Origin of the sequence: Gilliamella sp. G0441 (assembly GCF_050589305.1) — a bacterium.
GTDB lineage: Bacteria > Pseudomonadota > Gammaproteobacteria > Enterobacterales > Orbaceae > Gilliamella.
In genome coordinates, this window is the sequence record NZ_JBNRJF010000008.1 from 1 (window position 1) to 23,746 (window position 23,746).

25 protein-coding genes are annotated in these 23,746 nt (G+C 35.9%); 19 read left to right on the top strand and 6 right to left on the bottom strand.

Annotation, left to right across the window (positions count from 1 at the left end; all coding sequences use genetic code 11):
• Together ACKJXD_RS07965 and ACKJXD_RS07970 are read left to right on the top strand one after the other, a co-directional pair.
• The coding region (locus ACKJXD_RS07965; RefSeq protein ID WP_430876012.1) for a VENN motif pre-toxin domain-containing protein at positions 1-1,690 on the top strand (1,690 nt) is incomplete at its 5' end.
• Positions 1,691-1,705: 15 nt separating this feature from the next.
• Entirely contained in the window at positions 1,706-2,113 is a 408-nt protein-coding gene (locus tag ACKJXD_RS07970) for a hypothetical protein (protein ID WP_267360383.1), read from the top strand.
• Between the two features lie 22 nt (positions 2,114-2,135).
• Here ACKJXD_RS07970 and ACKJXD_RS07975 read toward each other — a convergent pair whose 3' ends face one another.
• Positions 2,136-2,270: a SymE family type I addiction module toxin gene (locus tag ACKJXD_RS07975; RefSeq protein WP_416379837.1), complete on the bottom strand. Its 135-nt coding sequence runs from the start codon at positions 2,268-2,270 to the stop codon at positions 2,136-2,138.
• A 206-nt stretch (positions 2,271-2,476) separates the two neighbouring features.
• On the opposite strand from ACKJXD_RS07975, the gene ACKJXD_RS07980 reads away from it, so the two are divergent.
• Both ACKJXD_RS07980 and ACKJXD_RS07985 read left to right on the top strand, forming a co-directional pair.
• Positions 2,477-2,680 (top strand): hypothetical protein, encoded by a 204-nt coding sequence (locus ACKJXD_RS07980; protein ID WP_430876013.1) that lies wholly within the window; start codon positions 2,477-2,479, stop codon positions 2,678-2,680.
• A gap of 3 nt (positions 2,681-2,683) precedes the next feature.
• Entirely contained in the window at positions 2,684-3,031 is a 348-nt protein-coding gene (locus ACKJXD_RS07985) for an immunity 8 family protein (protein ID WP_065798698.1), read from the top strand.
• A 35-nt stretch (positions 3,032-3,066) separates the two neighbouring features.
• On the opposite strand, the gene ACKJXD_RS07990 is transcribed toward ACKJXD_RS07985, so the two are convergent.
• Complete coding sequence (locus tag ACKJXD_RS07990) at positions 3,067-3,306, bottom strand: SymE family type I addiction module toxin (RefSeq protein ID WP_430876014.1); 240 nt, start codon at positions 3,304-3,306, stop codon at positions 3,067-3,069.
• Positions 3,307-3,699: 393 nt separating this feature from the next.
• On the opposite strand from ACKJXD_RS07990, the gene ACKJXD_RS07995 reads away from it, so the two are divergent.
• The 5 genes from ACKJXD_RS07995 (at position 3,700) to ACKJXD_RS08015 (ending at position 7,964) form a co-directional block, all read left to right on the top strand.
• Positions 3,700-4,002 carry a hypothetical protein gene (locus ACKJXD_RS07995; protein WP_430876015.1) on the top strand — a complete coding sequence of 101 codons (303 nt, stop codon included), beginning with the start codon at positions 3,700-3,702 and terminating at the stop codon, positions 4,000-4,002.
• Positions 4,003-4,287: 285 nt separating this feature from the next.
• Positions 4,288-5,283, top strand: coding sequence for a ubiquinone anaerobic biosynthesis protein UbiU (ubiU, locus tag ACKJXD_RS08000; protein WP_255556881.1), 996 nt, complete (start codon positions 4,288-4,290; stop codon positions 5,281-5,283).
• 157 nt (positions 5,284-5,440) lie between these two features.
• Positions 5,441-6,319, top strand: coding sequence for a U32 family peptidase (locus ACKJXD_RS08005; protein ID WP_220216316.1), 879 nt, complete (start codon positions 5,441-5,443; stop codon positions 6,317-6,319).
• Positions 6,288-7,499 carry a cysteine desulfurase CsdA gene (gene csdA / locus ACKJXD_RS08010; RefSeq protein WP_430876016.1) on the top strand — a complete coding sequence of 404 codons (1,212 nt, stop codon included), beginning with the start codon at positions 6,288-6,290 and terminating at the stop codon, positions 7,497-7,499. Before ACKJXD_RS08005 ends, csdA begins: the two co-directional genes overlap by 32 nt.
• Positions 7,500-7,568: 69 nt before the next feature.
• Positions 7,569-7,964: a SufE family protein gene (locus tag ACKJXD_RS08015; RefSeq protein ID WP_220216314.1), complete on the top strand. Its 396-nt coding sequence runs from the start codon at positions 7,569-7,571 to the stop codon at positions 7,962-7,964.
• 47 nt (positions 7,965-8,011) lie between these two features.
• Here ACKJXD_RS08015 and dolP read toward each other — a convergent pair whose 3' ends face one another.
• Positions 8,012-8,590, bottom strand: a complete 579-nt coding sequence (dolP, locus tag ACKJXD_RS08020; RefSeq protein WP_220216313.1) for a division/outer membrane stress-associated lipid-binding lipoprotein — start codon at positions 8,588-8,590, stop codon at positions 8,012-8,014.
• 225 nt (positions 8,591-8,815) lie between these two features.
• Between dolP and ACKJXD_RS08025 the strand changes: the two genes are divergently transcribed.
• Positions 8,816-9,514 carry a DUF1266 domain-containing protein gene (locus tag ACKJXD_RS08025; RefSeq protein WP_294829639.1) on the top strand — a complete coding sequence of 233 codons (699 nt, stop codon included), beginning with the start codon at positions 8,816-8,818 and terminating at the stop codon, positions 9,512-9,514.
• Positions 9,511-12,186 carry a hypothetical protein gene (locus ACKJXD_RS08030; protein WP_430876017.1) on the top strand — a complete coding sequence of 892 codons (2,676 nt, stop codon included), beginning with the start codon at positions 9,511-9,513 and terminating at the stop codon, positions 12,184-12,186. The genes ACKJXD_RS08025 and ACKJXD_RS08030 overlap by 4 nt, the downstream gene beginning before the upstream one ends.
• Before the next feature lie 75 nt (positions 12,187-12,261).
• On the opposite strand, the gene ACKJXD_RS08035 is transcribed toward ACKJXD_RS08030, so the two are convergent.
• From ACKJXD_RS08035 to xthA, 3 genes are all read right to left on the bottom strand, one after another.
• Positions 12,262-13,932, bottom strand: a complete 1,671-nt coding sequence (locus ACKJXD_RS08035; RefSeq protein WP_411599289.1) for an Hsp70 family protein — start codon at positions 13,930-13,932, stop codon at positions 12,262-12,264.
• A gap of 176 nt (positions 13,933-14,108) precedes the next feature.
• Positions 14,109-15,440: an exodeoxyribonuclease VII large subunit gene (xseA, locus tag ACKJXD_RS08040; RefSeq protein ID WP_430876018.1), complete on the bottom strand. Its 1,332-nt coding sequence runs from the start codon at positions 15,438-15,440 to the stop codon at positions 14,109-14,111.
• Between the two features lie 30 nt (positions 15,441-15,470).
• Entirely contained in the window at positions 15,471-16,277 is an 807-nt protein-coding gene (gene xthA / locus ACKJXD_RS08045) for an exodeoxyribonuclease III (RefSeq protein ID WP_430876019.1), read from the bottom strand.
• Positions 16,278-16,392: 115 nt separating this feature from the next.
• On the opposite strand from xthA, the gene tyrA reads away from it, so the two are divergent.
• The 8 genes from tyrA to atpG all read left to right on the top strand — a co-directional run bounded on the left by tyrA (position 16,393) and on the right by atpG (position 23,746).
• The gene (gene tyrA / locus ACKJXD_RS08050; protein WP_430876020.1) at positions 16,393-17,514 is read left to right on the top strand and encodes a bifunctional chorismate mutase/prephenate dehydrogenase; all 1,122 of its coding nucleotides are present in this window, start codon (positions 16,393-16,395) and stop codon (positions 17,512-17,514) included.
• 115 nt (positions 17,515-17,629) lie between these two features.
• Positions 17,630-18,967 carry a phosphoglucosamine mutase gene (glmM, locus tag ACKJXD_RS08055; protein WP_220216306.1) on the top strand — a complete coding sequence of 446 codons (1,338 nt, stop codon included), beginning with the start codon at positions 17,630-17,632 and terminating at the stop codon, positions 18,965-18,967.
• A 255-nt stretch (positions 18,968-19,222) separates the two neighbouring features.
• On the top strand, positions 19,223-20,005 hold the full coding sequence (gene atpB / locus ACKJXD_RS08060; protein WP_430876021.1) for a F0F1 ATP synthase subunit A: 783 nt from the start codon (positions 19,223-19,225) through the stop codon (positions 20,003-20,005).
• 34 nt (positions 20,006-20,039) lie between these two features.
• Positions 20,040-20,267, top strand: coding sequence for a F0F1 ATP synthase subunit C (gene atpE, locus ACKJXD_RS08065; protein ID WP_370632135.1), 228 nt, complete (start codon positions 20,040-20,042; stop codon positions 20,265-20,267).
• A gap of 24 nt (positions 20,268-20,291) precedes the next feature.
• Positions 20,292-20,762 carry a F0F1 ATP synthase subunit B gene (atpF, locus tag ACKJXD_RS08070; protein WP_430876022.1) on the top strand — a complete coding sequence of 157 codons (471 nt, stop codon included), beginning with the start codon at positions 20,292-20,294 and terminating at the stop codon, positions 20,760-20,762.
• Between the two features lie 13 nt (positions 20,763-20,775).
• Positions 20,776-21,309: a F0F1 ATP synthase subunit delta gene (atpH, locus tag ACKJXD_RS08075; RefSeq protein ID WP_430876023.1), complete on the top strand. Its 534-nt coding sequence runs from the start codon at positions 20,776-20,778 to the stop codon at positions 21,307-21,309.
• Positions 21,310-21,320: 11 nt separating this feature from the next.
• On the top strand, positions 21,321-22,862 hold the full coding sequence (gene atpA, locus ACKJXD_RS08080) for a F0F1 ATP synthase subunit alpha (RefSeq protein WP_220216303.1): 1,542 nt from the start codon (positions 21,321-21,323) through the stop codon (positions 22,860-22,862).
• Between the two features lie 14 nt (positions 22,863-22,876).
• Positions 22,877-23,746, top strand: a complete 870-nt coding sequence (gene atpG / locus ACKJXD_RS08085) for a F0F1 ATP synthase subunit gamma (RefSeq protein WP_065558532.1) — start codon at positions 22,877-22,879, stop codon at positions 23,744-23,746.

Genomic DNA, 23,746 nt, shown 5'->3' on the forward strand with positions numbered 1-23,746 from the left:
TAAACCTATTTTTGATAAACAAAAAGAGTTGGACCGACAACAAATTGTAAACAGTTTAAAAGAGTTAGGTAGTCAGGTTAAAGAGTTAGAGCAAAGCATTCATAAAGATGCGGGTAAAGCGTCTTCTGACGGCAAAATGGGCAATGATTTTAGTAAAGGTGTCGACTCAGCGGTCTCAATAATTACCGGCATTATCACCGGTGACATCACGGGCGGACTGGCTGGCGCCAGTGCGCCGTGGATAGCGGAGCAGATAAAAATCCATACAGGAGATAATGAAACTGCCCGTTTAATTTCTCATGCGATTTTGGGTGCGGTGGTAGCTGAACTACAAGGCAACTCAGGACTAGCCGGCGGTGTCGGTGCCGTAACCGGTGAACTTGCTGCGGATATCATTCGCAAGCAGCTCTATGGTAAGGAAGTTAAGGACTTAACCGAAGCTGAAAAACAAAACATCAGTGCCCTGGCCCAACTTGCCACCGGACTGGCTGTAGCCAGTGTGGGCGGTGATGTCGGTGATGTCAGCACGGGTGTAGCAGCAGGTAAAAATGCGGTTGAAAATAATTATTTAAGTTCATCAGATCATCAAGATAAAGTCGGTTTAGAATATAAAGAAAAACAAGGAACATTAACTGAAGAAGAAAAGCTAAAATTATTAGAACTTCAAATAAAAGATGAAAGCACTACAAATGCTTTATTAGAAGCTTGTGTTGACGTAAATAGTGATGCATGCCATGCTGAGCGCCAAAAAGCTCATGATGCATTAGGAACCTATGTAGATTATTATTATAATAAATTAGAACACCAAGTTGGTTATTCACAAATAAAACACTTGTTAGATGGAACCTCAAATTCACGAGAAGCAAATGAATTACGTAGTATCTATAATGGTATGGTGCAAACTTATCAGGGTTGGGGTTTCAACGAAGAGGAAGCACAAAAGATGGCTGGCTATTATATGGCTGGTATGATGACAGCTCATGGTGTAATTGGTGGTGGAATAACTTTACCTAAAATAAGTAATGTATTTCGTGGCACCAAGTCATTGATCAAAAAAGTTTCAACTAATGCTGGAAAGGGAACGGATGCCAACAAACCATTAGATAAAACAGCCTTAGAAACGCAACACGGCAAAGGAAATGTCGAGCAAGGTGGTGGAAATTATAAAGAGACTAAGGATAAAATACTAGATAATCAGGCTACCAATCAGAAAGCCAACGAAAGTAGCAAATTTGGTGAACATGTAGCAAAAGAACAAGAGATTAATGCTGGAAAGGGAACGAATGCAACTCAAATCATTATAGATAAAAATAAATTTGTGACTCCAGATTTACCTGGAGTGGCACAATCTCGGGTCAATGTTGCAAATGTGACTTATGATAATGGAAAAATTAGAGGTTTTGAGTATGCCATGGGGAAACATGGTGCTGATAGCTCTGTTCCAAATAAAAGTCGCTTTCTAATTGGAAATGATGAAGTTAAAACACTTTTACAACGCCCTGATATTGTTAATAAACCTGTTTATAATCCAATTCAAATAGGAGGAAAGGTCGAAACAAATAAATTTGTACGACAAGTGGATGTAGGTAAACCAATAGGCTTTGATCAAAGTGGAAATAAAACTTCGGTTATAACTATTATCACTGATAGGAAAGGGAATTTGATAAACACATTTCCGGGTAAATTGTAATTTAAAAGGATAACTATGACTCTGATTAATTTAAAAAAAATCCGTGAAAATAATGAAGATGATGATTTAGTATTATATCGAACGTTTCACGAAAATAATGGGCGTTACTTAGAAAGAGAAGGTGAGTCAGGAAAATTTAAAATACTATGGAATATTGATGATGCTTCATCTTCTGTATTTAAAGAGCCCCAAGATATTAATATGTTAATGGATGATCTTGAAACCGTTTTGGATGAGGCGCATTCTGAAAATGACAATGAAATGTGTAATCACTTAAAAGAAATATTTGTTCTCTGTAAGCTCTGTTTATGGAATAGCGGTAAATTTTATTTAGAATTTACTCCTTGGGGAGTAATATTGGATAGTTATCCCCGCTGCCTTCCTGATAAATATCGATTTAACATATCAACTATCGACGAATGATTGCCTAAGCTACTACGAGCATTTAAACGGCGGAGCTTTTATTACTTTTTAAACTTGCTTCAAGTTCAATAATTAACTTGCCCTGTTCAATCTTAATGATAACAGGGCAGCCTACATAAAAGCCGAATTGCACCAGCCATCTCCCCTTAATGGTCAAAAGAGACTAATGATAAAATACAGGATAATCAGGCTACCAACCAGAAAGCTAATGAAAGTAGTAATTTAGGTGATCATGTAAAAAATGAAAATCAACAAAACATAGCTAAAAAAGATCCTAGATTAAATGCTGTAGTTAACGGTCATAATGGAAAATTAAATTATGGTATTGGCTCAGGTACTATTGCGGAAGCGAACGAATTAGGGATGCAATGGGTTGGTGAAGGAGCTAAACAAACGTCTAACGGAGGATGGATTAGCGCTGATGGCACTAGAGGATATAGGCCTCCATCAAGTAAGGATAGTCCATTTGCAACAACAGGAACACAGGCCAATTTTGAAACATATAAGTTCGATGTTGATGGGAATAGAATAAAAGTAGGCAACGGACATTTGAATATTAAGGATTAAAAGATGAAAGTTTTATTAAAGTCAGTTGGTTCAATAGACTATGACCCAGCAACATATCTTCCAGAAGAAAGTAATATTTTTAGTATTACATTAAATTTATCTATAGGTCTAGCAGATAGTAATGGAGCAGATTATTTCGACCTATTGGTCTGTACTCCTGAATGGTTATCAAAAAGTATTTGGGAACCTGAATTAATTCGTCACATGCTAATAGTTCGCAAATATGATCTTGACGAAATAAAAGACACAATAAATAAATGTATTGAAAAATGTACTTGTGATACTTGGTTGGAAACAGCTCAGAAACTATCAAGGTACTTTGCTTGGGAATATGAGGATTATCAATCATAGTAAAATCCCTATTTAACCCGTTTGGATCTTACTTATTATCTTATGGACTGCATCGCAAGTTCAACCACCAACTTGCACTGTTCCATTTTAATGATTACAGGGCAACCTACATAAAAGCCTATCTGCTCCAGCCACCTGCCTTTAATAATCACTTGTGTTCTGGAGTTAGGTTTTGTGCCTTGTGGCACGTAACCCACGGTATAAAATCGCTCATTGTGTTGTGGTGCCAGTGCTTTGTCTGTGGTTGATTTTAGCGTAGAATATCTCTTAGCCATAGTTAACTCCGTGTAAGTTAGTTGTTGTTAGCAAGTTTGCGGTGCATCAATTCCTTTAATCTGTGCTGATTAATTTTACTGCTTGTTTTATTATCTACTCATCCTTCTTTTTAGCCAGCCTTGCTGAGTCCCTGTGCTTCGTCTTGTACTTGATAATCATTCTATCCTCGATAGTGACAGGGATTATTGCCGGCGGTGCAGATGCTGTAACCCGTGAAATCGCATTGGATATCATCAACAAGCTGTTCTACGAAATTAATTGATAGTTTTTTTATCAATAGATTTTGATGATGACGGTTTTATGGATCCTTATAATGTGATGACTATTTCTTATTTTGATCATTTATTTAAATAAAGATAACTATTCTAAGGCATAATTAATGAGTTATTCTGATGTTAAAGGTAATATTGAAAAAAAGAAGTTATTCAAAAACATTGAGGAGAAATTTATATGAATCATTATATTATTTATCAGACAAACAAGAGCTTATATATATCGATGGTAATTTACTTCAATTAAATTTTGATAAATATAATTTGGCTGTAAGAAATGCAATGAAAGAAAAACCATTATGTCAATTTTTGTATCCTTCATTACTGATGTTTTCTGTTGCTGGTTATGATTTTACACATCAGTTTTTCTTTTTAAAAGATAACAATCAATTAGTATCACTTGAACAAACAATAAAAAATTAGTAGATAGTGTAGAGCTTTATATTATCTAGTAAAGAAGCGTGACGTTCAAATAACAATTTAGCTCAGTTCTGTGACATAGATCGGAAGAATTAAACTAATTATATTCTTATCGATGCGATCGACTTTACAAATTCAACAATTAATTTGCCTTTTTTGCGGTAATGGTGACAGGTAGCCTGATTGAATTCAATTTTTCATTTAGAAAATCGCTTTCTATTCGCATTAGAACATAATTTATTGCATAATACACGCGTATCAAATACAAAACAGGAGTTAGGAATTATTATGGAACTTCTTTGTCCAGCAGGTTCATTGCCATCACTAAAAATAGCCATCGATAATGGTGCTGATGCCGTTTATATTGGTTTAAAAGATGATACTAATGCGCGTCATTTTGCTGGTTTAAATTTCAATGAGAAGCGATTAATTGAAGCCGCTGATTATGTACATAAACGTGGTAAAAAATTGCATATTGCGATAAATACTTTTGCACATCCTGAAAATTTTCAGCGTTGGCAACATGCAGTTGATACCGCTGCTAACATTGGTGCTGATGCGTTAATTATTGCTGATCTTGCTATGCTTGATTATGCTGCCGAAAAGTACCCTAATCTTGAACGCCATGTTTCCGTTCAAGCCTCTTCAACCAATGAAGAGTCAATTAAGTTTTATTATAATAATTTTCAGGTTCATCGTATTGTATTGCCTCGTGTTCTGTCGATGCATCAAGTTAAACAGTTATCAAAAGTTTCTCCCGTCCCTTTAGAAGTTTTTGCCTTTGGTAGTTTATGTATAATGGCTGAAGGACGTTGCTATTTATCGTCTTATTTAACAGGTGAATCACCTAATACGGTTGGGGCATGTTCTCCAGCTAAATTTGTGCGATGGGAAGAGACCGACAAAGGTCTTGAATCTCGTTTGAATAACGTATTGATTGATTGTCATAAAAAAGGTGAAAATGCCGGTTATCCAACCCTATGCAAAGGACGTTATTTTGTTGGAGAACAGCTTTATCATCCAATTGAAGAACCAACCAGTTTAAATACCATTGAGCTATTACCCGAGTTATTTGCTGCCAATATTGCATCGGTCAAAATTGAAGGACGTCAACGCAGTCCAGCTTATGTTGAGCAAGTAACCAAAGTATGGCGACAAGCAATTGACCGTTATAAAGCAAACCCACAATCATTTCAAGCTGAACAACATTGGATGGATACATTAGGCTCTGTGTCGGAAGGAACACAAACGACATTGGGTGCTTATCACCGTAAATGGCAATAATGAGTATTTTAGACTTTAAATTCATATTATTGGAAAAGACACTTATTAAAAATAAAGTGGCATTACTTTAATTTATATTATTGAATTTATTTAATAAAATATCATTTTAAATGATTTGATAAATGATCTAACATAAATCAATATAGTGAGCAAAACTATGAAATATGCATTAGGCCCAGTGCTTTACTATTGGCCTAAAACCGAAACAGAAGCTTTTTATCATGCGGCAAAAGAAAGTGAAGCCGATATTATTTATATGGGCGAAACAGTTTGTACTAAACGCCGTGAAATGAAAGTCCCTAACTGGCTTGAATTAGCTAAAGAAGTCGCTAAATCAGGTAAACAAGTGGTGCTTTCAACGTTGGCTTTGCTTGAAGCTCCATCTGAATTAAATGAATTAAGATTACTCGTTAATAATGGTGATTTTTTAATTGAAGCCAATGATTTAGCTGCAATTAATATCGCTCAAGAAAATAAATTACCTTTTGTTGCCGGCCCTGCAATTAATTGCTATAACGCATACACGTTAAAATTATTACAAAAACAAGGTATGGTACGTTGGTGTATGCCCGTTGAACTTTCTCGGGATTGGTTAGCAAATGTACTAAATCAATTTGATAGTCTCAATATCGAGCGAAATTTTGACGTTGAAGTTTTCAGTTACGGTTACCTGCCGTTAGCCTATTCAGCTCGTTGTTTTACGGCACGTTCAGAAGATAAACCCAAAGATAAATGCGAAACATGTTGTATCAAATACCCTGTTGGGCGTGAAGTGTTTTCACAAGAACAACAAAAAGTGTTTGTTCTAAATGGGATCCAAACACAAAGCGGTTATTGCTATAATTTAGGTAATCAACTCAAAGAGATGAAAGGATTAGTTGATATTGTTCGTATTTCACCACTTGGGTTGGAAACATTGGATATTGTGAAACAGTTTAAAGCGAACGAAGAAGGATTAAATCCGCTACATATAGAGCATAAACGAGACTGTAATGGGTATTGGAATGGAATTGCAGGACTTGAACTTAACCAGTAAAAAGTTTTCTCATCAAAAGTTTAGAGCTGAATTTCCTGCTCTGAACAATGAAAACGTGTATCTTGATTCAGCCGCAACATCACTCAAGCCCCAAGCGATGATCGATGCGACACTGGAATATTATGCACACAATACTGCAACTGTTAAACGCAGTTTGCACCCTAATGCCTTACAAGTGACTGAAATAATAAATCAAGCTCGGCAAAATGTCGCTGATTGGATTAACGCTCCAACGAGTAGTGAAATTATTTGGACAAGTGGTACGACCGAATCCATTAATCTTATTGCACAAAGCTACGCTCGACCTTTGCTAAAAGCAGGTGATGAGATTATTATCAGTGAATTAGAGCACCATAGCAATTTATTGCCATGGCTAATTGTTGCAGAGCAAACGGGTGCCAAAGTAATAAAATGGTCATCGGTCATTGATGATCTGACTTCACTTCTATCCGAACGCACAAAAATTGTCGCCATTACACAAATGTCCAATGTGACAGGATCTTGTCCGGATTTAGCAGCGATTAGCCAAATCGTTCACCAATATAATGCCATTTTAGTGGTGGATGGTGCTCAAGGTATTGTTCATCATCCCATTGATGTTGATAAACTTAATATTGATTTTTATGCATTTTCAGCGCATAAATTATATGGTCCAACAGGACTCGGTGTATTATATGGTAAACAAATTTTGCTTGAGACTATGCCCGTTTGGCATGGTGGAGGTAAAATGCTAAAAAGTGTCTCTTTCGATCACTTTATACCTGAGCAACATCCGTATAAATTTGAAGCAGGCACACCCAATATCGCCGGAATGCTAGGCTTTAATGCAACGTTTGAATGGCTAAAACGTTGGGATTTTAATCAAGCACAAGTATATACCGAACAATTAGCCGATTATGCAAAATCACAACTTAGTAAACTAACCAATATTCAATTTTACAGTGTAAATAATAGTTCAATCATCACATTTAATATCCACAATATTCATCATAATGATATTGCTATCTTATTAAGTGAACAAAACATTGCAATACGCACTGGTGAACTTTGTGCTCAACCATTAATGCAAAAGCTAGGTTGCCAAGGTGTCATTCGTCTTTCTTTGATGCCTTATAATAACAAACACGATATCGATCGTTTTATAAATGCATTACAACATGCAATACAAATCTTGGATTAATTGTATTATCACCAGCTTTTGTTAACTTTAAATATTTATCATTATGTAAACGACAAATAGGTCTATATTATGCTATCGCAGCAAACATTAACGGAATTATTATTGAAGCAACAAAACTGGCAAGATCGTTATCGGCAAATCATTGCGTTATCAAAACAATTGCCTGATTTTCCAGCCGATTTAAAAACGGATAATAACCAAGTCAATGGTTGTGAAAATCGAGTTTGGCTTACTTTTCAAAAACAAGCTGATGATACTTTTGTTTTTCAAGGTGATAGTGAGGGTCGAATTGTTAAAGGGTTACTCGCAATTTTACTTATCATTGCAAATCATAAAACAGCGAAGCAAATTCATGCTATCGATTTTCAGTTTGAATTAAGTAAACTTAAAATTACCGACGAGCTTAGTCAATCTCGACTAAAAGGATTAGATAAATTAATAGAACGAATTCAATCGGTTAATTAATAAAAACAAAGGGGGGAAATACTGTCCCTCCCTTTTCTGTAAAACTGCTACTTATTTGGATATGTAAACAAAGTAATAACTTTTCTCACACCATTAACTTTACTCGAAACTTCCGCCGCTGTTCTCCCCTCTTCTGGCGAAACAATACCAATCAAAAATACTTCACCATTTTCGGTAACGACTTTAATGTTTCTAGCTTTTGTATTAGAATTTAATACTAATTGTGATTTAACTTTCGTTGTGATCCATGCATCATTGGTAATGGTAGTACCACCAACAGACTCACCAATACGAATCTGATTAAATACTTTTTTCACTCCTTCAACTTCATGAGCAAGATTCTCAGCTTTCATGATTTGTTCGCTATTCGCTTGTCCAGTTAAAAGAATATTACCATCATAAGCACTTGTTGAAATATGGGCACCTATAAAATCAGATGCATTATTTTTTAATTTCATACCCATTCGTGAATTCAACGTTGTATCATCAACTTGTGTCCCTGTTGTGCGAGGATCTGAAGCAACTTTTGCTGTAGCTGTAGCGCCTGCACCAATTACAGCTGCAACACAGCCTTGTAACATTAATATGCTGGACATTAATATTACCGTTAAGGCAATTTTTCTCATTATAACTCCTTTCATTTATAACTAAGTAATATGTAAATAATAACAAAATAAATTGATTTTATTATGCCTTGCACACAGTAATTTTCAAAACAATTTTATTGTTGTTCATAATAATTATTGTTTTTTAAAAAAAACAAACGAAATAAAGAAAAACATACTGACGTCTATTTAAAAAATCTGTTATCTTTATACGTTAAACTATGTATTAATATTTTATAGGCTAATATGGAACAGGATTATATTGATTGGCTATATGGTTTGTCAGCGCCAATGGTAATAATAAATAAAAAATATGGAGCAAGCTATACCTCACCTTTTTTTTATCCTAACGATGATTTTATAGATTTGAAAGAGAGTTGGGAAATAGATTCTCGGGAAACTTTACTTGATTGCGTTTTCACCATGATTGATGATGGACATGCACCATTATTATCTGAATTCTATTCTAAATATTCTCAATTGTCTGAATTTGATTGGCTCAGCTTTTATGAACGTCAAACTGACTATCATAAAGTGATACTTACATTTGTTGAGCAAACATTTCCTATCTGTAATACTGCGGGAATTCGTAGTTGGGATTATGCCCGAATGGCTTATCTTTTACGACTTGGCACGACGAATAAATATGTCACTGAAGAGGAATGTTTGTGGATTTTGCATAGAATTGGGTTACGTTCAACATACTTTTATCATTCTTGGCAACACTACCTTGTTAGTTGGTTTATTGGTTTACAATATTGGAATAATTTACAGATTAAAGACGATTTAGAAAAATTACGCTGTGAATTATCCCGTCCATCTAAAGTAACATCCATGGCAAATTTATATGAAGACAAACAAGCACCCTTTAACCGGTTACCATGGTTTATTGATATTGAAAAATTTGAAAAACCAGAATCATTGACGGAGTATGATTGGTTATGAATGAACATATTTGGCAACTACTCGAAATAGAAAAAACGAATGATACCGTCGCAATACGTCAAGCCTATCGAGCCAAGTTACCCTCCTATCATCCCGAAACAGACCCGATTGGATTTAAAGCTTTACGTGAAGCTTATGAGTTTGCAATACAGTATGCACAGTCAACCGAACAAATGGATGGGCAATCACAACAAGAATCACAAGAGCAAGCAGTCACTCACCCCCTTACAGAAAAACAAATCAAAGAAAATGAAATTTGTACTGCTTATCAAGCACTTTTGAATGATCCAAAAAGGTGTTTTAACGCTGATGAATGGCAAAAATTTATTAGTTCATTTTACGATTACCCAATGGCAATCATTGATTCGGTAAAATGGCGTCTATTAGAAATAAGTTATGAAGCAAGCAATGTATCAAACGCTTGTATCAAACTGTTAGCGGATAATTTGCGTTGGCGCCAACAACTGAAAATACAATCTCCCAATCAATCTGAAAAGTATGATATCTTTTTAAATCATATTGAGAGTGAAGATTTATTTGACTATACCCTGTTACCCACCACAAACAGAGCTCTGCAAGATGCAACGATAAATTATATCGATTATACCAAATGGTTATTTTACGAACGTAGAAGTAGTGATCTTTATGACTTTTTATCACAAGATACCGTCATCTATTTACCCAATGATAAAAGCTTAATGCTTCAATTTGCTAATTGGCACTGCGTTGCAAGAATACCTAATCAAACCTTATTAGATTATGCGTTGAAATGCATCACTCAAGATGATCAAGATGAACATATCAATATCGAATGGAAATATATTGCAGCAATTCAATATACTATGCTTGATAAAAAACATGAGTCTTTACAGGCTTGGCTTGATCTTTATAACTCAGGTCATTATCAAGAAAAAGCAGCCAGTTGGATAGCGGGCTGGTGCTCACATTATGCTAGTGATTATTTTCCATTGTTAATTATAGCATTGAATAACTCTTATTGTATCGCTGCAGAAACATCAGAAACTTACCTTTACGCAGTTCCTCAGTTAACAGCAACAACGGTTGCACGACTAGCACAAATTGATCCTGATGAGTATTCCCCTGAAATTGCGAGTTTTATCAAATGGTCGTTAAATGTAAGTTGGAATTATCGTCAAATTCTTGCACTGTTGTTACTTGATGACGGTACTAATCGTTTATATCGCTTATATCGTCATGCCATTATGTTACGACATGGTAATCCAACTTTATTACAACAAATTATTGATGAACAGAGTAAAGATGACTTTGAGCATTTTATTCTACAAAATTTACAACGCCAAGCTCAGCAACAATTAACATGGCTAGAACAAATTCCACCCGTCCAGGAGTTTAAAGCTTGGCTGTATGATAGTGATGAAAATACGCCCATTCCAGATAAATTTGATCCTAACTTGAATGGGTACGAACAATACTATGGTCGTTTATGGTTGGATAGATTCGATGCCATTCCGGAGCGTGCCAAAAAACATCTTGATAATTTTTCGCGTTATGCAAATATAGAGATGTTTGACTGGTTTATTTTCTTAGAATCTGAACACTATTACCAGTTTCCAACTCCGCCTGATTCATCGTGTGATAAAAACGTTTATTGGGAGTGGTATCGTCAATTTATTTTAACGATGGCTATAATTAATCACCCCTACGAAACAGCAAAATATCTTCGAAAAGAAAATAATACGTTTAAATTAACCGATGATGATCAAATGCTTCCAGTGATTAATATTTTCAAATATGGAAACTGGCAAAGTAAAACTGAGCTCTATAATTTAATGGATAATAATAGTGGGTTAATCAATAGTATTTTAATCAATTACCCAGATTCAATCGAATCTGATATAGACTATCCTGAAAAAATTGATTTAAAAGATATCGAAAATAAAATCGAACAATTGTGGCAAACCAAATTTGCCAATCAAAACCCTTATTATTTAATGATATTAAATACCATTTTGTTATATAAACCTGAACAAAATCTGAAATTACAACAAACGTTAAATAAAATTGCAGGTGATAATGATGATTTACAAAAAATCGCAAATTCGCTCGAAAAACTGTCGTTATTTCCATCTTCAGTAAATAAAGATAAATATCAACATAATGATCTAACAGCTAGAATAATATATCTTGAAGAATGTTTAGCCAACTACTGTGGTCTAATTGAAGAAGATGATATCGAGATGTTAGAAGGGCTAAAAAATCATTCAGACAATAATATGATATTACGCTTATGTGCCGCCTTACTTTTAGCTAGAAATCGTGAAAATCAAAAACAAGTTGATGCATTATCTCTACCTGAAAATAAATGGTGGCAATTTTGGCGTTTAGATGGACGAACAAATCGTAAAGGATTTTGTAAACAAATTTTTTATAGTCTGTTCATTATTGGTTTTTCTGCCTTATTTCTTGATAGATATTTGTCCGACTCATCAATATATAACGAAGTTTCAAAATTTGCTTATATGATTTCGGGAATAAATATTGTTTTCGCATTAAAACGACGTGCAAATGATAGTTATTTAGGTGAACCAAGTTACTTCATTATTTATACCCTATTTTTACTGATATTAATACCTTTCTGGAAACCTAGTTATAAAAAAAATAACCGATATGGACCGCCTGTGAAGGAATAGATAAACTAGTGTATAAACTTTCCCTTTTATATCAATAATAAAAGGGGAGAAGTTTATAAATACTACTTTGAATAATTATCTATCAAGATCTTTAAGTTCAGACTCAATATCACAACGAAACTCATTAATTTCATCTGGATTTTGACGATTTAATACATCAAGAAATGCTTCAAGATAAGATCCAATTAAATGACGTTCATCACCAAGTGATTGCGCCCATGCACGTTCCAATCTAGCTAATAATGTACGATTTTGCATTTGATCTCGGGGATGAATTTTCAGTGATTTTAAACGTTCATGACTTTCCTGTTTTTGTTGTTCTGTTAACCCTATCGGGCTATGATCGATTACCTTGCCGTGTTGCTTACCTGTTTCAAGTACCACAACATCGACCTCTAATAATCCATTTAAATCATAACTGAAACGAATATCAATCCCTTGTTTTTTTTCCATAGGCGTCAAAGGAACTTCAAACTCATCAATTAACACATTGTTTTCAACACGTGGATTTTCGCCTTGATAAACAGCTATAGAAATCAATTTTTGTTGTGGACGACTAGTATAAAAAGTCTTCACTTTGGAAGTTGGTACAATTGTATTGCGTTCAATAATGGGGGAAAATAAGCCATGAACATTATCCGACGCACTTTCAATACCTAATGTGTAGGGACAAACATCGGTCAAAATAACTTCTTCCACATCTTTATTACGCAATCGACAAGCTGCTTGTACTGCAGCACCTTGTGCCACAATAGTGGTCGGATTAATATGGCGATAAGGTAATTTGCCAAATAATTTGGTAACCAGTTCACGCACAACGCCCAATTGAGACGAACCACCCACTAACACAATATGTTCTAGTTGATTCGGCTTCAACCGAGCGTCACTTAACGCTTGCTCGATCGGTGCTCGAAGGCGATTTAATAATGGCAACCAAATCATTTTAGCTCGATTTTCGTTAAGCTCAAATTGCCACTCTTTATCTTGCCAAAACCAAGTTAAGTGTTGCATCTGTTCGCCGTTTAACTTGCATTTTAACTGTTCAGCTAAATCAAGTAATCTGGCATAATCATCGGCTGAAACATCTTGCTGTTTAATATTCCATTCACTTAAGCAAGCTTTAACAATATCATGAGTAAAATCTTCTCCACCTAAATAATTATCGCCCGCCGAAGCATGGACTTCGATAATTGGCATAGAATATTCAAGTACGGTGACATCAAATGTCCCCCCACCCAAATCAAAAACTAATGTATTACCGGATTGTTCATCATGCAAGCCATATGCCATGGACGCTGCAGTTGGTTCATTAATTAAACGTACCGCGTTTAATCCAGCAAGTTCAGCTGCAAAACGGGTTTGTTTGCGCTGCTCATCATTAAAATAAGCAGGGACAGAAATCACCACATCATGAATGTTTTGTTTTAGAAAAGCTTCAGCATCAGCTTTTAAAGATTTTAGGACAATTGCAGAAAGTTCTGTTGGCGTAAACTTCTTATCGCCTAATTCAAAAACTTTATTCGATCCTAAAAAACGTTTAAATGCTGATGCACTCTGATTGGGATGAGTTGTTAATCGTGATAACGCTGCTCGACCAACTAAAATGGAGCCATCTTCATCAATACTTATTGCTGATGGTGTTACCACTTCTCCAATTGCGTTGGGAATCAGCGTCGGTTTACTATCTTGCCAAACACAAATTAAGCTGTTTGTTGTACCTAAATCAATACCTATTGGGGGATGCATAAATCGTCTATTCTCTTATGTGCTTAAATATTATTAGTTATTAAAAATTTTTAACGCAGTATCATATACTGCGTTACTATTTTAATGACAATTTTGTCTGATTAAAATAATCAGTATACTTTATTGTTTAAAATTGAAGATTAGTATTATGATTTTTAGCATAATAATTAATTATTTTATTTCACCTCAGTAATTTGACTGACTAGAATCCCTTCTTTTAACCTTGTCGTGATACATTCACCCACTTTCACTTGTTGACTATTACAAATTACTACATCATGTTGGTTAGTAGTAATTGAATAACCTCGCTCCAACGTTGCCAGCGGACTTAAATTATTAAGTTGTGAGGTTTGTAAAACAAATTGATGTTGCGACATTGCTAATTTTTGTTTAATCATATTAATCAGTTGCTGTTGCTTTTGATATAATGTCTGACCATAAAACGTGATGTGATATTCTGGCGAAACACTCAATAATTTTCTATCTAATCGATTATATTGATTAGTAAGTTTAAGCAAATGTTGCTGAATATTTTCATATAACGCGTGTCGATAAGTAATGAGTCGATTTAATTGTTGAGATAGCTTTGCTTGGGGATGTTCCGCCTGAAGTCGATGAAACCATGTATTCAATATTTCGCGTTGTCTTGTTAAGTAATAATCCATCGCCATCGATAAATGTTGTTCTTGTATCTGAATTCGCCGAATCTGTTCTTTATTGTCATGACTAACAAGCTCTGCGGCAGCGGAAGGCGTCGCTGCTCTCACATCAGCAACAAAATCAGCTATTGTGAAGTCAATTTCATGTCCAACTGCACTTACAATAGGTAGTTGACTAGCAAATATCGCTCTTGCAACCACTTCTTCATTGAATGACCAAAGATCTTCAAGCGATCCACCGCCTCGCCCGACAATCAACACATCACACTCTTGACGTGCATTTGCTATTTGGATCATCTTGGCTATTTGACCAGCAGCTTCTGTACCTTGAACTTGGGTCGGATAAATGATTAGCTGTAAACTGGGATCCCGGCGTTTTAAAATCTGACAAATATCATGCAATGCCGCCCCAGTTGCTGAGGTAATAATACCAACAGTACGAATATTTTCTGGTAAACTTTTTTTATAGATAGGATCAAAGAGTCCTTCATCAGATAGTTTTTGTTTTAATTGCTCAAATTTTTGTTGCAGTAATCCTGCACCAGCCGGTTGCATTTTATCAATGACTAATTGATATTCTCCACGAGCTTCGTACAATGTCACCATCGCTCGAACTAAAGCTTGTTGCCCATTTTGTGGTGTAAACCCCGTTCGAAAATTACTATTTCGAAACATCGCACAACGCACTTGGGCAGCATCATCTTTAAGCGTAAAATACCAATGCCCTGAAGATGGACGAGAAAAATTCGAAATTTCGCCAACTAACCAAATTTGACCAATCGCATCAGAAAGTAGATCTTTGACCATTTGATTAAGATCTTTTACCGATAAAATCGAATTATTCAACATGTACTCATCCTTCTTAATGATACTAAAAATTTATGTTAAATCGAATTCTGCCCAAATTGGTGCATGATCAGACGGTTTGTCCATGGCTCGAATATCATAATCAATGCCAGTTTGCTGACAATAGGATAATAATTTTTGACTGGCTAAAATTAAATCGATGCGCAGTCCAGTAAAGGTATCAAAACCTTTAGATCGATAATCAAACCATGAATAGTCTTGCTCGGTTGGATGTGCATGACGATAAGTATCGATAAAGCCTAATGACATTAAATTACTCATCCACTCCCGCTCTTCGGGTAAAAATGAACATTTACCAGTTCGTAACCAACGTTTACGACTATCATCAGAAATACCGATATCTAAATCGGTTGGGCAAATATTCATATCTCCCATTATCAAGGATAACTGATTACTCAATTGATGTTGGCGTAAATAATCAATCAAATCATGATAAAACTTACGTTTGGCAGGATATTTAACTTCATGATGCATACTTTCACCCTGCGGAAAATAGCCATTTATCACGGTTAAATTTCCTTGGTTGGTCGGTAACTCTGCCATAATTAAACGGCACTGAGCATCATCACTATCGGTTGGAAAGCCACACTGCACTGATATTGGTTTTTGTTTGGTTAATAACGCAACACCATAATGCCCTTTTTGACCATGATAATGTAAGTGATAACCAAATTGTGCTAACTCTTCGACAGGAAATTGATCATTGTGAACTTTGGTTTCTTGTAAACCAATAATGTCGGGCTGATGTTTATCAATAATTGCGGCTAACTGATGAATGCGTGCACGCAGGCTATTAATATTAAATGAGATAACTTTCATGATAAATTTATTATATTCGATTTGATGTTTAGATTTAACCATGCTATCAAAAATACGATATACTGTTAAGCTATTACAGTAAAAGCTACCATTTGTGATAAAGGAATCACCGAATATGACAACGGAATTACTTAAACTACGCGATAAAATTGATGAGGTCGATAAATCAATCTTATCACTCATTACTCAGCGATTAGCCTTAGTCGAAGAAGTTGGCGAAGTAAAAAGCAAATATGGTATTCCAATTTATGATCCTAAGCGTGAAGCTGAGATGTTAGCGAAAAGACGGCAAGAGGCAGAAAATTTAGGTATTTCTCCGGCGCTAATCGAAGATATATTACGGCGACTAATGCGAGAGTCTTATATTAGTGAAAACGACAAAGGTTTTAAAAAAGTTTATAAAGGCCGAGGGTCAATTGTTATTATCGGTGGCAATGGACAAATGGGGCGATTATTTGCTCGATTATTTACGCTTTCAGGTTATGAGGTAAAAACATTAGGCTCAAAAACTATGCATCAAGCCTCGCAGATAGTTGCCGATGCCGCTGCAGTTATTGTGACCGTACCAATAAATAAAACCTGTCAAATCATTCAACAATTACCTACTCTACCTAAAAATTGTATATTAACCGATTTTACATCTATCAAAGTAAAACCGCTTCAAGCCATGTTAGAAAAACATCCAGGCCCTGTCGTTGGCTTACACCCTATGTTTGGTCCTGATGTGCCTAATTTAGCGAAACAAATTATAGTGTATTGTGAAGGAAGAGAGCCAGAAAAATACCAATGGTTTATCGATCAAATGCGAATTTGGGGGGCAAACTTATGTGCTATAAGTGCCAAAGAGCATGACAAATGCATGTCATTTATCCAAGCATTACGCCATTTCACCTCTTTTTCCTATGGGGTTAATTTACAACGCGAGCAAGCAGATTTAGAACAATTAATTGCGTTATCTTCACCTATATATCGCCTTGAATTAATGATGGTCGGAAGGCTATTTGCTCAAGACCCTGAACTTTATGCCGATATTATTATGGCATCAGACGATAATATTGAATTGATTAAACGTTATTATCATTGTTTTGGGCAAATGGTCAACTTGATTGAGCAACGCGACAAAGGTAAATTTGTTGAGAATTTTAATCAAGTTACAAAATGGTTTGGTCCTTATGCACAACGCTTTATCAAAGAAAGCCAAGTTTTATTAAAATTTGCCAATGACAACAGAGAATAGTTTTAAATTTAAACATACATATTATCTTCACTATTTATACAAGATAAAAACGAAATTTATGCAATAAAATACTAACAGATTTATCAAGAGTTAGACCTTAATATGAGGAAATAAGATGTCTGAACGAAAATATTTTGGTACGGATGGTATTCGAGGTAAAGTTGGGCAATACCCTATTACTCCGGATTTTGCTCTTAAATTAGGCTGGGCTGCTGGGCGGATATTAGCTAAAGACGGCGTGAAAAAAGTCTTAATTGGTAAAGATACACGGATATCAGGCTACATGCTTGAATCAGCACTTGAAGCAGGATTCGCGTCTGCCGGTGTTGCGGCTGCCTTTACAGGCCCAATGCCAACGCCTGCTATCGCATACTTAACTCGAACTTTTCGAGCTGATGCGGGTGTTGTCATTTCTGCTTCACACAACCCTTTCTATGATAATGGTATTAAATTTTTTTCTACCGAAGGGAAAAAACTTGCAGATTCAATTGAATTAGAAATTGAAGCAGAATTAGAAAAAAATATAGATTGTGTCGAATCAAAACAATTAGGACGTGCGAGCCGTATTACGGATGCTGCAGGCCGTTATATCGAATTTTGTAAAAGCACCTTTGATCATGAGCTAAGTCTATCGGGTCTGAAAATTGTAGTCGATTGTGCGAATGGCGCAACCTACCATATTGCGCCAAAAGTATTGCGTGAGCTAGGCGCAAAAGTCATCAAAATTGGCTGTGAACCTGACGGTGTAAATATTAATGAAAATTGTGGTGCTACTGATGTCAGAGCATTGTCAAAACGAGTTATTGATGAACAAGCAGATTTAGGTTTTGCATTAGACGGGGATGGTGATCGCATTATAATGGTTGACCATGAAGGTCGAAAAATTGATGGCGATCAGATTATTTATATCATTGCTCGCGAAGCACTCAGACAAGGTCAACTACAAGGTGGTGTTGTTGGTACATTGATGAGCAATATGGGACTTGAAATAGCACTAAAAAACCTTGGCATACCTTTTGTTCGTGCTAAAGTTGGTGACCGTTATGTCCTTGAAAAACTTATTGAGAAGAAATGGCGTTTAGGGGCTGAAAACTCAGGTCATGTTTTGCTATTAGACAAAACAACAACTGGCGATGGAATTATTGCTGGTCTACAAGTTTTAAGTGCTATGGTTCGCAACGATATGTCATTAGCTGACTTATGTAGTGGAATGACGATGCTACCTCAAATATTAATTAATGTTCGTACATCAGGTGAAAACGATCCACTAAACGATTCAACGGTAAAATCAGTTATTGAGAGCGCAGAAAAAAAACTGGCGGAAAATGGCCGAGTGTTAATACGAAAATCAGGGACTGAACCACTAATACGAGTAATGGTAGAAGGAATTGATGAATCAGTGGTGGTAAAATTAGCCGAACAGATTGCACAAGCTATTAAAGCTAAAAAATAAAATTTTTAATGTGATATAGTAAAGATATTATTAAAAATAATTTATTAATAAACATATTAATAACAAACAGCATTCTTTACATAAAATTATTTAAATTCATGCAAATTATTTGTTTTTTTAATAATTTCTTGACTTTATATAGGTAATTGAGTTTAAATTAGTAGCTTAGGGTTATTACAGCGATTGTCTATACCTTTTAATATAGACAAAACATTGTAATATGTTTTTATTTTTAGGAATAAGTAAGAAGGTTATATGGCAGTTTCCTCTCCGGCTTCGCCACAAGCTTATATCAAGCACCATCTTGAAAACTTACAAATAGGTTCAGGATTTTGGACCTTTAATCTCGATTCATTATTTTTTTCAATTTTAATGGGTTTTGTTTTCTTATGGATTTTTCATCGTGTTGCCAGAAAAGCAACAAGTGGAGTACCAGGTAAATTACAGTGTGCTGTCGAGATGATTTTTGAATTTGTTAATAATACTGTCAAAGACATGTTCACTGGTCAAAATAAACTCATTGCGCCATTAGCGTTAACTGTGTTTATTTGGATTTTCTTAATGAACTTATTGGATTTAATCCCTGTTGATTTTCTTCCTTACGCAGGCCAATATCTTGGTCTATCCCATTTAAGAGTAGTGCCAACTGCAGATGTCAGCATTACTATGTCAATGGCTTTAGGCGTATTTATCTTAATTATCTTCTATTCTATCAAGTACAAAGGAATTTCAGGATTTATTAAAGATTACACCCTTCATCCATTCAATCATTGGGCTTTAGCACCAATTAATTTAGTTCTTGAACTTGTTGGCCTATTAGCTAAACCACTATCTTTAGGCCTACGACTTTTTGGTAATATGTATGCTGGTGAGCTTATTTTTATCTTAATTGCGGCGTTAATACCTTGGTGGTCACAATGGGTATTATCCTTACCGTGGGCCATCTTCCATATTTTAATTATTACATTACAAGCTTTTATTTTTATGGTGTTGACGATCGTTTATTTAGCAATGGCATCGGCAACAGAAGAACATTAATTTCAATATTTTTTATATTAAACTGGAGTATATAATGGAAATTTTATATGTAGCCGCAGGCATAATGATGGGATTAGCTGCTGTAGGTGGCGCAATCGGTATCGGTATATTAGGTGGAAAATTCTTAGAAGGGGCAGCTCGCCAACCGGAATTAATCCCTATGTTACGAACTCAATTTTTCATTGTTATGGGGCTAGTGGATGCGATCCCAATGATTTGTGTGGGTATTGCGCTTTATATCATCTTTGCTGTAGCCGGCTAATAAAAATTTAAGAGGAATCGTCTCATGAATATGAACGCAACTCTCCTCGGCCAAGCAATAACATTTGTATTGTTTGTTTGGTTCTGTATGAAGTTTGTTTGGCCTCCTGTTATCGCTGCGATTGAAAAACGTCAAAAAGAGATAGCTGATGGACTTGCTTCAGCAGAAACAGCAAAAAAAGATTTGGAATTAGCCAAAGCAAATACATCTGACTTAATGCAACAGGCTAAGGTTGAGGCTAATGCAATTATAGAGCAAGCCAATAAACGCAAAGCAATTATTCTTGAAGAAGCACAACAAGAAGCAATTCGAGAAAAAGAACGAATTGTTGCGCAAGGATTTGCTGAAGTAGAGGCTGAACGTAAACGAGCTAGAGAAGAGCTTAAACAACAAGTCGCTACACTTGCTATTGCTGGTGCAGAAAAAATTATTGAACGCTCTGTTAATGAAGCCGCAAATAGCGACATCATTGATAAACTCGTAGCTGAATTATAAGGAGACTAGAGCAATGGCAGACTTAATTACAATTGCTCGCCCTTATGCTAAAGCTGCTTTTGAGTTTGCGGTAGAAAAAAATAACATCGAAACTTGGCATAAAATGTTAGTGTTAACATCTGAAGTTAGTCAAAACGAGCAAATTCGCAGTATTTTGACATCTGACATGAAAGCCGATTCGGTTGCTAATTTACTCATCAATATCTGTCAAGATGTATTAGATGAGTTTAGTACTAATTTTATTAAGATTATGTCTGAAAACAAACGGTTATCACTTCTTCCCGAAGTGCTTACACTGTTTGAACAATATTGTTCAGAAAGAGAAGCGCAAGCAGATGTCGATGTCATTTCGGCACAAGCACTGTCTAACGAACAACTTGATAAGATTTCTATCGCTGTCGAAAAACGTTTATCACGAAAAGTAAAACTAAAATGTCATATTGATCCATCGCTCATTTCTGGTTTTATTATTCGTACGGGCGATATGGTTATTGATAGTAGTATCAGAGGGCGTTTAACAAGATTAAATGACGCTCTACAGTCTTAAGGGGACTGATAATGCAGCTAAATTCAACTGAAATAAGTGAACTAATTAAAGAGCGTATTGCTCAGTTCAATATTGTGAGTAACGCTCACAATGAAGGAACCATCATATCGGTAAGTGATGGTATCCTTCGAATCCACGGATTAACCGATGTCATGCAAGGTGAAATGATTTCACTACCCGGAAATCGTTACGCAATGGCGTTAAACCTTGAAAGAGATTCTGTCGGTGCAGTCGTTATGGGACCATACGAAGATCTATCCGAAGGGATGAAAGTACAATGTACTGGTCGTATTTTAGAAGTACCTGTCGGCGATGGTCTATTAGGTCGGGTTATTAATACCCTTGGTGAACCAATCGACGGTAAAGGTTCAATTCAAAATGATGGTTTTTCTCCTGTTGAAGTCGTCGCACCTGGTGTTATCGACCGTCAATCGGTTGACCAAGCATTACAAACCGGTTATAAAGCCGTTGACTCAATGATTCCTATCGGACGTGGTCAACGTGAACTTATCATCGGTGACCGACAAACCGGTAAAACCGCATTAGCAATCGATGCAATTATTAACCAACGTAACTCAGGTGTTAAATGTATCTATGTTGCCATTGGTCAAAAACAATCAACCATTGCCAACGTTGTACGTAAACTTGAAGAACATGGTGCACTAAAAAATACCATTGTTGTTGTTGCATCCGCTTCTGAATCAGCGGCATTACAATACTTAGCGCCGTACGCAGGTTGTGCAATGGGCGAGTACTTCCGTGATCGTGGTCAAGATGCATTAATTGTTTATGATGATTTATCTAAACAAGCGGTTGCTTACCGTCAAATTTCATTGTTACTTCGTCGTCCACCTGGGCGTGAAGCTTATCCGGGTGATGTATTCTATTTACATTCTCGCCTACTTGAACGTGCAGCACGTGTTAACGAAGCGTATGTTGAAGAGTTCACCAAAGGTGAAGTGAAAGGTAAAACAGGTTCATTAACGGCTCTACCGATTATTGAAACCCAAGCTGGTGACGTTTCAGCGTTCGTACCAACTAACGTAATTTCAATTACTGATGGTCAGATATTCTTAGAAACCAGCTTGTTTAACTCTGGTATCCGTCCTGCGGTTAACCCGGGTATTTCGGTTTCTCGTGTAGGTGGTGCTGCACAAACTAAGATAATGAAAAAATTATCTGGTGGTATTCGTACAGCCCTTGCACAATATCGTGAATTAGCGGCGTTTTCTCAGTTTGCATCTGATTTAGATGAAGCAACAAGAAACCAATTAAGTCATGGTGAAAAAGTAACTGAATTATTGAAACAAAAGCAATACTCACCAATGACAGTTGCTGAACAATCAATTGTTCTTTATGCAGCAGAGCGTGGTTATCTTGAAGATGTTGAACTCGCTAAGGTTTTACCATTTGAAGCAGCACTACTAGCTTATGCGCATAGTCAATATGCCGATTTTGTTAAACAGATTGACGAGACAGGCAATTACAATGATGAGATTGAAAGTAAGTTAAAAGCAATGCTTGATAGCTTTAAATCAACTCAAACTTGGTAAGGGTGAGGTAACAAATGGCTAATGCAAAAGAGATCAGAACGAAAATTGCCAGTATCCAAAGTACGCAAAAGATCACAAAAGCAATGGAAATGGTTGCCAATTCCAAAATGCGTAAAACGCAAGATAGAATGGCATCTTCTCGTCCATATGCCGAAATGATTCGTGAAGTAATTGGACATTTAGCGTTAGCTCAAATAGGTGCCAAACATCCTTATTTAGAAGAAAGGGATGTAAAACGAGTTGGTTATCTTATTATTTCAACCGATCGTGGTTTATGTGGTGGTTTAAATATCAATCTTTTTAAAACTGTCGTTGCTGATATGTCAGCATGGCAGGAAAAAGGTGTAGAAGCAGATGTCGCATTAATTGGTTCACGAGGGGTTTCGTTTTTCTCATCAGTAAAAACAAACATTTTAACCCAAGTGACTAATTTAGGTGATGAACCAGAATTATCTGATTTGATAGGTCCAGTAAAAACGATGCTTGAGTCGTATGACAATGGGAAAATTGATAGATTATATATCGCAACGAATAGATTTATTAATACCATGTCGCAAAAACCGACTATTCAGCAATTATTACCATTACCACATTCAGAAGATAAAAAACTCACTGCTTCAACATGGGATTATATTTATGAGCCTGATGCTAAATCGCTTTTAGATGTGATTTTACGTCGTTATATTGAATCACAGGTTTATCAAGCTGTGGTAGAAAATCTAGCGAGTGAACAAGCAGCAAGAATGGTGGCCATGAAAGCAGCAACCGATAATGGTGCAAATTTAATCAATGAATTACAGATTGTGTATAACAAAGCACGTCAAGGTGCGATTACCAATGAATTGATTGATATTGTATCGGGCGCAGCTGCTGTTTCAGGTTAA